The sequence below is a fragment of the Microbispora hainanensis genome, from assembly GCF_006874475.1.
Taxonomy (GTDB): domain Bacteria; phylum Actinomycetota; class Actinomycetes; order Streptosporangiales; family Streptosporangiaceae; genus Microbispora; species Microbispora hainanensis.
This window is the reverse complement of the sequence record NZ_VIRM01000004.1, coordinates 82485-95960: the sequence shown is the minus strand read 5'-3', so window position 1 is coordinate 95960 and position 13476 is coordinate 82485. Positions and strand designations below refer to the sequence as shown.

15 protein-coding genes are annotated in these 13476 nt (G+C 72.7%); 3 read left to right on the top strand and 12 right to left on the bottom strand.

What is annotated here, in order from left to right:
* The 6 genes from FLX08_RS04750 to FLX08_RS04725 are packed head-to-tail and all read right to left on the bottom strand — an operon-like array spanning position 1 to position 6117.
* Positions 1 to 1017, bottom strand: coding sequence for an ADP-ribosylglycohydrolase family protein (locus FLX08_RS04750; protein ID WP_142616958.1), 1017 nt, complete (start codon positions 1015 to 1017; stop codon positions 1 to 3).
* Positions 1018 to 1023: 6 nt separating this feature from the next.
* Positions 1024 to 2010 carry an ADP-ribosylglycohydrolase family protein gene (locus FLX08_RS04745; RefSeq protein WP_142616957.1) on the bottom strand — a complete coding sequence of 329 codons (987 nt, stop codon included), beginning with the start codon at positions 2008 to 2010 and terminating at the stop codon, positions 1024 to 1026.
* Entirely contained in the window at positions 2007 to 3320 is a 1314-nt protein-coding gene (locus FLX08_RS04740; RefSeq protein WP_142616956.1) for an ABC transporter substrate-binding protein, read from the bottom strand. The genes FLX08_RS04745 and FLX08_RS04740 overlap by 4 nt, the downstream gene beginning before the upstream one ends.
* Before the next feature lie 31 nt (positions 3321 to 3351).
* Positions 3352 to 4170, bottom strand: a complete 819-nt coding sequence (locus FLX08_RS04735) for a carbohydrate ABC transporter permease (protein ID WP_142616955.1) — start codon at positions 4168 to 4170, stop codon at positions 3352 to 3354.
* 1 nt (position 4171) lies between these two features.
* Positions 4172 to 5077, bottom strand: a complete 906-nt coding sequence (locus FLX08_RS04730) for a carbohydrate ABC transporter permease (RefSeq protein ID WP_142616954.1) — start codon at positions 5075 to 5077, stop codon at positions 4172 to 4174.
* Positions 5074 to 6117, bottom strand: coding sequence for a LacI family DNA-binding transcriptional regulator (locus FLX08_RS04725; RefSeq protein ID WP_142616953.1), 1044 nt, complete (start codon positions 6115 to 6117; stop codon positions 5074 to 5076). The genes FLX08_RS04730 and FLX08_RS04725 overlap by 4 nt, the downstream gene beginning before the upstream one ends.
* Positions 6118 to 6330: 213 nt before the next feature.
* On the opposite strand from FLX08_RS04725, the gene FLX08_RS04720 reads away from it, so the two are divergent.
* Positions 6331 to 7206, top strand: a complete 876-nt coding sequence (locus FLX08_RS04720; protein WP_244312417.1) for a sirohydrochlorin chelatase — start codon at positions 6331 to 6333, stop codon at positions 7204 to 7206.
* Positions 7207 to 7223: 17 nt separating this feature from the next.
* Here the strand turns inward: FLX08_RS04720 and FLX08_RS41205 are convergent, their stop codons facing one another.
* Positions 7224 to 7367 (bottom strand): hypothetical protein, encoded by a 144-nt coding sequence (locus FLX08_RS41205; RefSeq protein WP_208761261.1) that lies wholly within the window; start codon positions 7365 to 7367, stop codon positions 7224 to 7226.
* 138 nt (positions 7368 to 7505) lie between these two features.
* On the opposite strand from FLX08_RS41205, the gene FLX08_RS41200 reads away from it, so the two are divergent.
* Positions 7506 to 7742 (top strand): hypothetical protein, encoded by a 237-nt coding sequence (locus FLX08_RS41200; RefSeq protein ID WP_208761260.1) that lies wholly within the window; start codon positions 7506 to 7508, stop codon positions 7740 to 7742.
* A 46-nt stretch (positions 7743 to 7788) separates the two neighbouring features.
* On the opposite strand, the gene FLX08_RS04710 is transcribed toward FLX08_RS41200, so the two are convergent.
* Genes FLX08_RS04710 through FLX08_RS04700 form a run of 3 tightly spaced genes read right to left on the bottom strand, consistent with a single transcriptional unit; the run spans position 7789 to position 9456 of the window.
* The gene (locus tag FLX08_RS04710) at positions 7789 to 8151 is read right to left on the bottom strand and encodes a DUF2203 domain-containing protein (RefSeq protein WP_142616952.1); all 363 of its coding nucleotides are present in this window, start codon (positions 8149 to 8151) and stop codon (positions 7789 to 7791) included.
* Positions 8152 to 8186: 35 nt separating this feature from the next.
* Positions 8187 to 8558 carry a VOC family protein gene (locus FLX08_RS04705; RefSeq protein WP_142616951.1) on the bottom strand — a complete coding sequence of 124 codons (372 nt, stop codon included), beginning with the start codon at positions 8556 to 8558 and terminating at the stop codon, positions 8187 to 8189.
* A gap of 10 nt (positions 8559 to 8568) precedes the next feature.
* Complete coding sequence (locus FLX08_RS04700; protein WP_244312416.1) at positions 8569 to 9456, bottom strand: helix-turn-helix transcriptional regulator; 888 nt, start codon at positions 9454 to 9456, stop codon at positions 8569 to 8571.
* 103 nt (positions 9457 to 9559) lie between these two features.
* Between FLX08_RS04700 and FLX08_RS04695 the strand changes: the two genes are divergently transcribed.
* Complete coding sequence (locus FLX08_RS04695) at positions 9560 to 10951, top strand: MFS transporter (protein WP_167530271.1); 1392 nt, start codon at positions 9560 to 9562, stop codon at positions 10949 to 10951.
* A 65-nt stretch (positions 10952 to 11016) separates the two neighbouring features.
* Here the strand turns inward: FLX08_RS04695 and gdhA are convergent, their stop codons facing one another.
* Positions 11017 to 12360, bottom strand: coding sequence for an NADP-specific glutamate dehydrogenase (gdhA, locus tag FLX08_RS04690; protein WP_142616949.1), 1344 nt, complete (start codon positions 12358 to 12360; stop codon positions 11017 to 11019).
* A 69-nt stretch (positions 12361 to 12429) separates the two neighbouring features.
* On the bottom strand, positions 12430 to 13362 hold the full coding sequence (locus tag FLX08_RS04685; RefSeq protein WP_244312415.1) for a GNAT family N-acetyltransferase: 933 nt from the start codon (positions 13360 to 13362) through the stop codon (positions 12430 to 12432).
* Positions 13363 to 13476: the final 114 nt, after the last annotated feature.

Here is a 13476-nt window from a genome sequence, read left to right as displayed (position 1 = left end):
TCATGCGAGCCGCCCGGCGATGTCCAGCAGGTCGGTTCCCGCGAGCTCCGGCAGGCAGCAGCCGGCCAGGACGCGGGCCCGCTCGCGCCAGGCGGCGGGCAGCGCGTCGTGTCCCGCGGCGCAGCCGAGCAGCGCGCCGGTGAGCGCGGGCGCGGAGTCGGCGACCGGCGCGAGGCAGGCCGCCGCGGAGACGCCCGCGCCGAACGCCTCCGGCGGCCGCCCGCAGGAGACGGCGGCGTCGGCGAGGGCCAGCGCGATCGGCACGGTCTGCGCGGCGGCGACGCCGTAGCTGTAGACGTGGTCGAGCACGGCGGCGTCCAGCGCCGGCACCGCGGCGAAGGGCGAGCCCGCCGCCCGGGCCGCCGCGAGCGCCTCGCGCGCCGCGTGCCCGATGGCCGTGTCCGGCGGCAGCGCGCCGAGCGCCGCCTCCACCGCCTCGCCCATCGGGGCGCCGTCCGTCAGCGCCGCGACCGCGCGGGCCATCGCGACCGCGCCGAGCACGCCGTCCTCCGCGTTAGTGACGCGCGCGTCCTCCAGCGGATCGAGCCCGGCCACGCCGAAGGCGACGGCTCGCACCGCCGCGGCGTCGTCGAAGTGGTGGGGGTTGTCGTGGCCGCTGGCGGGCGGGCGCTTGCCCGCCGCCAGGTTGTCGAGCGCCGCCCACACCGAGATGCGCGCCCGGACGTCGTCGCGGCCCGCGAGGCGGCCGAACGCCTCCGCCCGGTCCTCCCGGATGGTCAGGGCCGTCCAGGCCAGCCACTCGGCGTCGTCCGACGGTCCTGCCGCCAGCGGCGCCACCGGCTGGTTCAGCGCGAACGGCACCGGCAGTGTGGTGACCTGGTGTTCCTCCGCGAACGCGTCGAGCTCCCGGTGCAGCCGCCTGCTCCAGCCGGCCAGCAGCGTGGACCGGTGCCGGGCGGCCGGCCATCCGGCCGCGTCGCCCGCGGCGAGGCCGACGAAGGCCCCCCGCACGCGGTCGAGCCGGTGCGGCCCGTCCCGCCTGTCCCCCGATGGCATGTGGTCCTACATTCCTTTCACGATCTCGTCGGCGACGTCGCGGATGTCCCGCCCGGCGACCACGGGCAGGCAGCGGCCCGCCACCGGGCCGATGCGCCCGGCCCAGCGCGCGGGCACCGCCACCTCACCGCGGCCCGCTCCCGAGAGAGCCCCGGCGACGGCGGCGGTGGTGTCGGCGTCCCTGCCGAGGTTGGCGGCCGTGACGACCGACGCCTCGATCTCCCCGCCGCCCGCCATGTAGGCGGCGAACGCGAGGGCCACCGCCTCGGGCGCCAGGTCGGTCCACGGGTAGTGCTTGACCACGACCGTGTCGTGAAGCGCACGCGCAAAGGAGTCGTGAAGCGCGCGTGCCAGGAGGGGGCGGGGGGTGCGGGCGGCGACGTCGAGCGCCGCGCGCAGGCTGCGGGCCGTCCAGGAGTCCTCCGGCACCGCCCGCAGGGCCGCCCCGGCCACCTCCTCGGGCGGGGCGCCGGTCATCGCGACCGCGACCGCCGCGGCCACCGCCCGGCCGCCGAGTATCCCCTCGCCGGTGTGGCTCACCCGCCCGTCGGTCTCCGCCAGCCGCGCCGCCTCGTCCGGGTCGCCCGCCGCGAAGATCCCGTACGGCGCGGCCCGCATGGCCAGGCCGTCGGACCAGCCGTGGGCGTGCCACCGGCCGGTCAGCGGCGGCTCCAGGCCGCGGCGCAGGGCCTCGACGGTGCCGAGCTCGGAGAACCCGGCGCCGCGCATCGGCCCGTCGAGCCGCGCCACGATCTCCTCGCGCCAGGCCCGCGCCACGTCCTCGGAGGTGAGCGCGTGACCGTGGCGCAGGAGCACGGTGGCGGCGAAGATCGTGTACTCGGTGTCGTCGGTGCCGCCGCGCTCGATCTCGGTGAGCACGCCCCACCGCGCGGCGATCTGTTCGGGAGAGAGGTTCTCCGCGGGGGCGCCCAGGGCGTCGCCGGCGGCGAGGCCGAGCAGACAGCCCCGGGCGCGGTCACGTACGGAGGTCAACGGCTGTACCGCTCCAGCACCTTGTTCCCCTCCTCGACGAGCCGCGTGGCCAGCTCGTCCAGGCTGATCTTGTCGGCGAAGTACTCCTGCATCGCCGGCGTGGCCACCTTGCTCTTCCACTCGTCGAACCCGTTCACCTTGAGGAACGGCGCGACGACGAGATCCTTCGCCGAGGCGGTGGCGACGTCCCACCCGTTCTCCTCCGTGGTGAGCGCGGGGTCCTTCGCCGCCGACGTGCTGGTCGGCAGCAGCCAGTCACCCTTGGCCAGTTTCGCCTGGTTCGGGCCGTTCAGGAAGTAGGCGATGAACTTCAGCGCCTCGTCGGGGTGCTTGCTGTCGGCCGCGACCGACAGCGTCTGCGAGACCGCGCCCTGCTGGGAGGTCTGCCCCTTCAGCGGGGGCAGCGTGACCCACTCGAACCCGCCCGGCGCCTGCTCGGCGACCTGCTGGCGCAGGTACACCCCGGCGGGGACGATCGCGTACTTGCCTGCGAAGAAGCCCGGCAGCGGGTCGGCGGTGCCCATGCCCAGCGCCGCCGGGTCGGCCGACTTGTCGGCGTAGAGCTGGTCGTGGATGCGCTGGAGCACCTCGCGCTCCTGCGGCCCGACCTTCACCGTGGTCTTGCCGTCCTTCGTGTCGAAGAAGGTGCCGCCGAAGTTGAGCGCCAGGTTGAGCACCTTGTTGACCGGCGACTTCATCGGCCAGGCGACGCCGTACGCGCCCTTCTTGGTGAGCTTCTTCGACACGTCGGCGAACTCGTCCCACGTCCACGGGGAGTCCGGGGTGGGCATGCGCACACCGGTGTCGTCGAGCAGCTTCTTGTTGGCGATGAGCACCTGCGACTCCTGCAGGAACGGCACGCCGTACACGCCCTGGCCGCTCTTGCCGTCGGAGAAGGTGACCGTGTCCCACGCGGCCTGCGGGATGTCGTTCTGCAGGTCGGCGGGGACCTTGCCGGTGAGGTCGAGCAGGAAGCCCCGCGAGGCGAAGCTCGACAGCGCCGGGGAGTCGTCGTGGATGACGTCCGGCGGGTCGCCGGCCTCGAACGACGTCACGAGCTGGTCGTTGACGTTGTCCCAGCTCCCCTGGACGTACTCGACCTGGATGTTCGGGTTGGCCGTGTTCCAGTCGGCGACGATCTGCTTGTTGGCCTCGATCGACTCCTTCTGCCAGGCCAGGCTGAGGAAGCGCAGCTTCACCGGCTCCCCGGACGCGCCGCCGCCGTCACCGCCGTCACCGCCGCCGCTCCCGCACGCGGCCGCTGTGAGCGCGACCGCCGCCACAGCCAGCGCGGCACCCAATCTCTTCATTGAGAACTCCTATCGAAGGTCGCCATGCCGGTCAGCCCTTGACGGCCCCGGCCATCAGGCCGGACCGCAGGCGCCGCTGGATGATCGCGAAGAAGACGAGGCTCGGCACGGTCGCGAGCAGCGACGCCGCCGCCAGAGGGCCGAGCCGGGCGACCCCTTCCGGGCCGACGAAACGCACCAGCGTCAGCGGAAGGGTTTCCACCTCGGGATCCTTGAGGATCACGAGGGCGAACATGAACTCGTTCCAGGACGAGATGAAGCTGAACAGGAGCGTCGCGACGACGCCGGGCGCGAGCAGTGGCGCGACGACGGCGGCCAGTGCGCGCAGCCGCCCCGCGCCGTCCACGGACGCGGCCTCCTCCAGCTCGCGCGGCACCGCCCGCACATATCCGCGCAGCATCCACAGCGCGAACGGCATGACGAACGTGACGTGCACGACCGTGAGCCCGGCGAGGGTGTTCACCAGTTCCAGCCGCCGCAGCACCATGAACAGCGGAATGATGATCAGGACGACCGGGAAGACCTGGCTGACCAGCACCCAGCCGATCGCGATCTTGCCGGCCACGCCGCGGAAGCGGGCCAGCGCGTACGCCGCGGGCAGCGCGAGCGCCACCGTGATCAGGGCGGTGGCGACCGCGACGACGAGACTGCGCAGCCCCGCGCCGACCAGGTCCTGCTCAGCGAAGGCGTCGGCGAAGTTGGCCAGCGTGGGCCGGCGCGGGATCCACGTGGGATCGAGGGCGGCCATCTCCTGCGGAGTCTTCAGCGCCGTGGACAGCAGCCACAGCAGCGGGAACGCCAGGAAGACGACATATCCCAGCAGGGCGAGATATTTCAGCGCACGCGTCATGTCAGTTGCCCTCCTGCGCCTGCCGCCACAGGTACAGGCCCAGCACGGCCAGCACGACGATCGTGATCGCCACGCCGAGCGTCGCGGCGTACCCGAAGAAGCCGTATCGGAACGCCTCCTCGTACGCGAACAGCATCGGCAGCCTCGTCCGCCCGCCCGGCCCGCCCTGGGTGAGCACGTAGACCAGGCTGAACTGGTTGATGTTCCACACGAAGTCGAGTGAGGTGATGGCCACGATCACGGGCCGCAGCTGCGGCAGCGTGACGTTCCAGAACCGCCGCCAGGCACCCGCGCCGTCGACGCTGACCGCCTCGTAGAGCTCCCTGGGCACGTTCTGCAGGCCGGCGAGCAGCACGACCGTGGTCTGCGGCATGCCGGTCCAGACCCCCACGACGATGACCGCGGGCAGCGCGAGGGAGAAGTCGTGCAGCCAGTCGACGTCCGAGCCGAACAGGCCGTTGAGCAGGCCCGCGTCCGGGTGATAGACGAGCCGCCACATCAGGCCGACCACCACGGGCGGCATCGCCCACGGCACGACCGCCAGCACCCGGGCGACGCCGCGCAGGCGGAGGTCCTGGTTCAGCAGCAGCGCGAGCCCCAGCGAGGCGAGGAACTGCAGCACGGTCACCGACAGGCCCCAGACCATGCCGATCCGGAACGACTCCCAGAAGTCGCCGTCCGACAGCAGCTCCACGAAGTTCGCCAGGCCCACGAACGAGGTCTCGGTGTTGCGGCCGGACCGCGCGTCGGTGAAGGCCAGCAGGATGCCGTAGACCAGCGGGCCCACGCTGAACAGCAGCACCGGCACGAGCGCGGGGAGCAGGAGGGTGAGCCCGCTCCCCGACAGGGGCCCGCGTCGCGGCCCGCCTCCGGCGCGGCCGTACGGCCGCTCGGCTACAGCGGTCATCGGGCACCTCCCGGCGAGGCCGGCGGAAGAGTGGTGGAGCCCCGGACGGTGAGGCTCGGCCGCACGACCGACACCCGCGGCTCGCGCGGGCCGTTCTGCAGCCGGTCGAGCAGCAGCCCGGCCGCCGCCCGGCCGCGCTCGGCCGACCCGAGCGAGACGCTGGTGAGCGTCGGCCAGGTCACCGAGGCGAGGTCGGTGTCGTCCATGCCGACCACCGCCACGTCGCCGGGGACGTCCCTGCCCTGCTCGCGCAGCACGTCGAGCGCGCCGAGCGCGATGAGGTCGTTGGCGCACATCAGCGCGTCGACGCCGGGCACGCGCGACAGCAGTGCCCGCGCGGCGCGCGCGCCGCTGTCGCGGTAGAAGTCGCCCACCTCGACGAGGTCCTCGTCGTACGGCAGGCCGAGCGCCTCCAGCGCCTCCCGGTAGGCGGCGGCGCGGGCGGCGCCGGGAACGGTGTCGAGCGGGCCGTTGAGGAAGCCGATGCGCCGCCTGCCGATGGTGTGCAGGTGGTCGAGCGCGAGCCGCACGCCGGCTCTCGAGTCGGTGCGCACGTTGTCGACCAGCGCGCCCTCCGGCATGTCGTCCGGCAGCGCGCCGATGACCACGACGGGGGCGCGCGCGGCGACGATGGCCTCGACGTGCTCCTCGGTGACGCCGCGCAGCGGGCTGATGATGAGGCCGTCCACGTAGCGCTCGCGCAGCCCGCGCAGCACGCCGAGCTCGTCTTCGGCCTCGCCGTCCGTCGAGTGGATCAGGAGCCGGTAGCCCGCCGCCTTCAGCAGCGGCTGGATCTCGCGCACCATGGCCACGTAGACCGGGTTGCCGATGTCGGCCATCGCGAAGGCGATCTGGTCGGTGCGGCGGTTGCGGAGCGAGCGGGCGACCGAGTTGGGCACGTAGCCCAGTTCGTCGGCCGCGCGCATGACACGCCGCACGGTGTCCTCGCGCGTGGGCAGCCCGTTGAGCACACGTGACACCGAGGCGATCGACACACCGGCGCGTTGCGCGATCGTGGTGATCGTGGGACCCTCGGTCAACGGAACCTCACTTGGGAGAGAGTGTCCTGTAATCGTTTACCGGCCGGTAACGTGCAACGATCTGTAAACGTTTACGGCCGGATGAGTCCATATCAAACCGGGTCCTCAGGAGAGCGTCAAGTAACGAACAGGTAAACCGCCTAGATCACCAAGCCGCAACAAGCCGCGCGTTGGTTCTGCTCTTCGACCAGATTCGCCCTAGAATCCGCCGATGTGAACGAAGGTCACGAGGACCCGCCGAAGCTCCCCACCAGAGAGCGCTCTCCGCGGTTTGGGGGCGGCCGCCACAGACGGCCCCTCCCCGCCGACCTGCCGCCTGACGCGCCTGCCCTGGTCCTGGCGGTGCCGGGCAAGGCCGGCGATCCGGCGGGCCCGAGCGGTGACGTGGCCATGGAGGTCGCCTCCGTCGTCAGGCTCGACAACCCGCAGATCGACCTTCGTATCGTCTCGCTGGCCGACGGCGGCGCCGATCTCACCAAGGAGTTCGCGTCCATCGCCGCCCAGCGGCCGGCGGACGGACCGGCCGCGGTGGTCGTCCCGCTCGTCACCGGGCCCCATCCGCGCGTGCTGCGCGCCGTACGGGACGCCGTGACGCAGAGCGAGGCCGCGGTGCGGATCACCGAGCCGCTCGGGCCGCATCCGCTGCTGGCCGAGGCCCTGCACGTGCGCCTGGCCGAGGCGGGCCTGGCCCGCGCCGACCGGATGCGCCTGTTCAACGTCTCGTCGCCGGTCGACGGGATCATCGTCGCGACCGCCGGGGGCGACGAGGCCGCCCGTGGCGCCGACGCGACGGCCGTCCTGCTGGCCGCCCGCCTGACGCTCCCCGTCGTCCCCGCCGCGCTGGACGGCCAGCCGAGCGTGCGCGACGCCGCCGAGCGCCTGCGCAACATCGGCGCCAACCGGCTCGCCATGGTGCCCTACGTCATCGGCCCCGAGACCGACCTCGACCGGATCACGGCGGCCGCCGACTCGATCGGCGCCGGGTGCGCCGAGCCCCTCGGCGCGCACGAGTCCGTGGCCCGCATGGTGTGCGTCCGGTACGGCGCCGCCTTCGGCGGTTTCGACGGCTTCGACGACCTGTCTGACTAAGGTCGCCCGCGCGGCGGTCAGGGGCGCAGGAGAAGGCTGATCTGGGCACCGGCCTCGCGGAACCCGAGGGCCCGGGCGACGCGCCGCGACGGCTCCGGGCGCGCTCTCCACTGCGGCAGCAGCCCTTCGGCGAGCGCGTCGGCCACCGCCGCCGAGGCCACGACCCGGGCCAGGCCACGATCACGGCACCGGGGTCTCCGGCGTCGAGGTACGCGAGCGCCGCCGGGCCCAGCACGTCGCGGACGGCGAGCCGGGCGGGCAGCAGGGAGGGCAGCAGGGAGGGCAGCAGGGACGGATCCATGCGGCCGGCGGGCAGGGCGTCGCGCAGCGGCTCGGCCAGATCGGCGTCGGGCACGGTCGCCAGGGCGGCGCCGTCCAGCGTCACGACGCCCGCCCATCCCGGCGGGCACAACCACGACTCGGGCGAGACCACGACGGCCACGTCGCCGGGGCCGGGAAACGCGACAGGGACGCGGGCCATCGCCGCCCACAGCCGGCGGGCGCGATCAAGCGAGTTCCGGGGCATTCCCTCATGATCCCCGGCGTGCCCGCGCCGGAGGTGGAAACGGGGTGGGCGTGAGGCTAGGGAAGCGGGCGGCGGCCGGGGAAGCCGAGATCGCTGCGGTGATACCAGCCGAGGGCGAGCTCCCCCTCCAGCCAGCACAGCCGTACGGACACCTCGCCGAGCACGGCGGGGAAGTCGACGAGCAGCGGGGCGACGCCCTTGATCTCGATGTCCTCGGCGTCGAACCAGGTCAGGATCTCGTCCATCCGCGCCTCCAGGCCCTTGGCCTCCGGCAGGCCGCCGAGGGGTGAGGCGCCCGCGTGCCGCAGGTCGTGGGTGAGCTCGGCCAGGTCGGCGCGTACGGCGACGAACGCGCGGGCGTGCTCGAGCACCGCCGGCATCAGCGACCTGGCCTCGTCGACCGTGAAGATCCTCGCCACCCTCCGGACGCTACCGCATCACCCCCCTGCCAAGCTCACAGGCGGCGGCGCAGCAGGCAGAACTCGTTGCCCTCCGGGTCGGCGAGCACGTGCCACTCCTCCTCGCCGGTCTGGCCCACATCGGCCGGCACGGCGCCGAGCTTCAGCAGGCGCTCCAGCTCGGCCTCCTGGTCGCGGTCGGTGGGGTTGACGTCGAAGTGCAGGCGCAGCTTGTCTCGCTTGCGCTCGGGCACGGGCTCGAAGATGAGCGTCGGCTGGAGACCGCCGAAGCCGGTGCCGGGCGGGCCGATCTCCACCCAGCCGTCCTTGCGCTCGATCACCTCGAAACCCAGCACCTCGCACCAGAAGGCGGCGAGCCGCTCGGGGTCGTGACAGTCGACGACGAGTTCAGTGATACGACAGGCCATGACCGGGGCTTTACCCGCGGGCGGGCGTCGCATGCAGCGGGCAGTGGGCGGCCTCCGGATGGGCCGCCAGCCAGTCGATCCGCTGCCCGCTCTCGTCGTCCATCGGCGTGTAGACCACGATGCGGGTCTCCGGCGGCGTCGCCAGCGCCATGCTCGTGGACGTCAGGCGGATCAGGCCCACCGACGAGTGCTTGAACAGCTTCACCCGGACGCCCGGCCTGGCCACCTCGTGCATCGCCCACATCCGGGCGAACTCCGGGCTGGCCGCCGACAGCCGGGCGACGAAATTCGTCCAGGCCGGATCTCCCAGGTGGCGGCCGAACGCGGCCCGCAGCGTGGCGACCATCTGCGGGAGCTCCTCGTCCTTGTTCACCAGCGGGCAGCAGCAGTCGGGCAGGGTGAACACCCGCCACAGGACGTTGCGTTCGAGCCGCGGCTGCTCGACCACCGACGCGAAGAGCGTGCCGTACGCGGCGTTCCAGGCGAGCAGGTCGTAACGCCCGCTGTAGACGCACGCGGGCAGCGGGTCGAGCCGGCGCAGGATCGTGTGCACCTCGGCGTCGAGGCCCTCCCCGTCGCCCGCCGGATCGGCGATCTCCGGCAGGTCCGCCAGCCGGTAGAGGTGCTCCCGTTCGGCCGCGTCGAGCCGCAGGGTGCGGGCGACGGCGTCGAGCACCTGCACGGACGCGTTGATGGGGCGGCCCTGCTCCAGCCAGGTGTACCAGGTCACGCCCACGCCCGCGAGCTGGGCGACCTCCTCCCGCCGCAGGCCCGGCGTACGGCGGCGCAGGCCGGGCGGCAGGCCGACGTCCTCGGGCCTGATCCGCTCGCGCCTGCTCCGCAGGAAGGCCGCGAGCTCCTCCCGCCTGGTGTTCCTGGTGCGCATCCCCGTCGTCACCTTCCCCATCCTCACGGGTGGGCGACCGCGTTGCCAGGTGGTGTCAGTACCAGTATCGGCAGGCTCTCGTTACCGGTATCGCGGCGGCAGCATCGTTGCCGCCATGACCACTGTCACCACCCGCGCGCCGGCCGCGCGGCGAACATCGCCCGCCCTGCTGCTCGGCGTCATCCTGGCAGGGCAGTTCATGGCCGTCCTCGACGCCACCATCGTCAACGTCGCCGCGCCCACGATGCGCACCGACCTCGGGGCCACCGGCTCCGGGCTGCAACTCGTCATCTCCGGATACACCGTGGCGTACGCCATGCTGCTGATCACCGGGGCGCGCCTCGGGGGCCTGATCGGCTATCGGCGCCTGTTCCTCACCGGGCTCGCCGTGTTCACGGCCGCGTCGCTGATGTGCGGGCTCGCCCCGTCGACCGGCGTGCTGATCGCCTTCCGGCTCGTGCAGGGCGCGGGAGCCGCCCTGATGGTGCCCCAGGTGCTCAGCCTGATCCAGGTCACCTTCGAAGGCGCGTCACGGGGGCGGGCGCTCGGCGTCTACGCCACGGTCATCTCGACCGGTGCGGTCGTCGGGCAGGTGCTCGGCGGGCTGCTGGTGACCGCCGACCTGTTCGGCACGGCCTGGCGGCCGGTCTTCCTGGTCAACGTGCCGATCGGGCTCGCGCTGCTGGCCGTCGGCGCCCGGATGCTGCCCGCCGCGCACGTGCGGCGAGAGCAGGGTCTCGACATGCCCGGCCTGGTCACCCTGTCGCTCGCCGTCTGCCTGCTGGTCGTGCCGCTCGTGCTCGGCCACGAGGAGCACTGGCCGCTGTGGGGGTGGGTCGCGATGGGCCTGTCGGTTCTCGCGTTCTGCGCGTTCCTGCTCGTGGAGCGGCGTGCGGCGCATCCGCTCGTCCCCGGCCGCCTGCTGCGCGCCCCCGGGGTGGCCGCCGCCGCGTCCGGCATCTTCCTCGTGATGGCGGCCTACGCCGGCTGGCTGTTCGTCATGGCCCTCCACCTCCAGGGCGGCCTCGGTGACAGCGCCCTGCGGGCGGGCTGCCTGTTCATCCCGGCCGCCGGCGCCTTCGGGCTGACCAGCCTCAACTGGAAGCGGCTTCCGGCCCGCCTGCACCGGCCGGTGATCGTCGTGTCCGCCGTCGTCACCGCCGCGGGCGAGCTGGCCCTGGCGGCGGCGCTGTCCGGCGGCGGCCACGGCGAGCCGCTGCTGGAGATCAGCTTCGCGGCCATCGGGGCCGGCATGGCGGGCACGTTCAGCCCCCTCATGGCGGTGGCGCTGGCCCGGGTCGCGCCCGCGGACGCGGCCGACGCCAGCGGCCTGATGGCGATGATGCTCCAGCTCGGCCAGGTCGTCGGCGTGGCCGTCTTCGGCACGCTGTTCCTCAGCCTCGCCCCCTCCGCGCACGCCGCCACGACGACCTCGCTGTGGGTGGCCGCGGTCTCCGTGGCCGCGGGCGTCTGCGCGCTGCCTCTCCTGCGCCGGAACCGGGGATGACCCCCCCGGACGAGCGCCCGTCCCGGGAAACCGGACGGGCGCTCGGATCAGGCGCGCGGATGGACTCAGATGAGGCCGAGGGCGAGCATCGCGTCCGCGACCCTCCGGAAGCCGTCGATGTTCGCACCGGCCACGTAGTCGCCCGGCATGCCGTACGCGTCGGCGGTCTCCAGGCAGCGGGCGTGGATGTCGCTCATGATCTCCTGGAGCCGCCGCTCGGAGAACTCGAACGTCCACGAATCGCGGCTGGCGTTCTGCTGCATCTCCAGGGCGCTGGTGGCCACGCCGCCCGCGTTGGCGGCCTTGCCGGGACCGAAGGCCACCCCGGCCTCCTGGAACACCCGGATGCCCTCGGGCGTGGTCGGCATGTTGGCCCCCTCGCCGATCGCGACGCATCCGCCCCTCACGAGCGCCTCGGCGTCCTTGCGGGTGATCTCGTTCTGGGTCGCCGACGGCAGCGCCACCTCGCAGGGCACCTCCCACACGCTGCGCCCGGCGACGTACGCCGCCTCGCCGCCGCGACGCGCGGCGTACGCGCTGAGGCGGCGCCGCTCGACCTCCTTGACCTGCTTGAGGAGGTCGAGATCGATGCCCTTCTCGTCCACGACGTAGCCGGAGGAGTCGGAGCAGGCCACGACGACGCCGCCCAGCTCGTTCACCTTCTCGATGGCGTAGATGGCGACGTTGCCCGCGCCCGAGACGACCGTCCGCTTGCCGTCGAACGACGTGCCCCGGGCCTTGAGCATCTCCTCCACGAAGAACGCGCAGCCGTAGCCGGTGGCCTCGGTGCGCACCTGGGCGCCGCCGTACGCCAGGCCCTTGCCGGTGATCACGCCGGACTCGTACCGGTTGGTGATGCGCTTGTACTGACCGAACAGGTAGCCGATCTCCCGGCCTCCGACGCCGATGTCCCCCGCCGGCACGTCGGTGTTCTCGCCCAGGTGCCGGTAGAGCTCGGTCATGAAGCTCTGGCAGAAGCGCATGATCTCCCGGTCGGAGCGCCCCTTCGGGTCGAAGTCCGAGCCGCCCTTGCCCGCGCCGATCGGCAGCCCGGTCAGGCTGTTCTTGAAGATCTGCTCGACGGCCAGGAACTTGATGATGCCGAGATAGACGGAGGGGTGAAAGCGCAGGCCGCCCTTGTACGGCCCGAGCGCGCTGTTGAACTCGACCCGGAAGCCGCGGTTGATGTGCACCTCGCCCCGGTCGTCCTCCCAGGGCACCCGGAAGATGATCTGGCGTTCCGGCTCGAAGATCCGCTCGATGATCTTCTGCTCCGCATACTCGGGGTGCTTGCCGAGCACCGGGCCGATGCTCTCCAGCACCTCGCGCACCGCCTGGTGAAACTCGGTCTCGCCGGGGTTGCGGCGTAGGACGTTGTCGTAGACGCCTTCGAGCCTCTCGTGCAGCATCAACTCTCCTCGCTGTCGGATTCCTCCCTGTTTCACACTAGGGGCATCACCGTTGTGAGCAACACGGTCTCAAGATCCGGGACGGACGAGGGCCCGCCAGACGTCGATGACGAGCACCGGGCGCATGCCGACCGACCGATAAAGGCCGAGCGCGGGAGTGGTGTTGTTGCCGTCGACGTGCAGGATCGTGCCCGCCCGCCCGCGCCGCTCGTCGGCCTCGAAGGCCCGCGTGAGCAGCAGCCGGCCGAGACCGCGCCCGCGGAACGCGGGCCGCACCGCCAGCGTGCGCACGTAACCGCAGTTCTCGTCGGGCACGAAGTGGTTCGTGCCGAGCAGCATGGCCGCGGGCTCGCCGTGGACCCGGGCCAGCAGGAGCTGCGTCCAGTCGTTCGCGCTCGACGCCTCCATCTCGTCGGCCCATTCCCCGAACGTCTTCGGCACGAAGCCGAAGTGCTCGGCGAAGCCCTCCTGCTGGACGGCGTGCGCCGCGCGCAGCACCCCCTCGTCGTCGGGCGAGCCGGTCTCGACCGTGACCCCGGGCAGGAAGAGGGGCCGCACACCCGCGTGGTCGGCGCGCATCCGGAGGAAACCGGTCGCGGGCGCGAAGCCGCGCTCCTTGGCCATCTCGCGCATGGCCGTGTCCTGCTCGTAGACGCTGACGTCGACGACGGCGTGGTCGTGCCCGGCCTCGCGGGCGAGATCGCCGGCCCGCCCGAGCACCAGATCCCACACGAGGGCGGCAGCGCCGGGCTCACGCGCCTGCACCTCGACGTCCACGTTGTCGCTCGTGCCCTTGCGCCGTGCGTACCCCCAGCCGAGGAGCCGCCCGCCCGAGCGGACCACCCAGCTGTCGTGCTCCAGGTCGAGCTCGCCGAGGGTGTCGGCGACGTCGTCGAGTGTCCAGTCGGGCTTGCCGGTCACGTCGATGTCGTGCTCGGCGACCAGCTCGTGGATGGCCGCCGCGTCGGCGGCCGCCGGCCGCCGGATGTCGTAGTCGTTCACACCGCTCTTTCTACGCATCGGGACTTGTGAGCGGCTTGCCGCTCAATTGGCGGCGCCTGGCAGACCGTCGCCGTCACCGCCGCGAGGCCTGAAAGTTTCCTCGCCCGGGCCCCG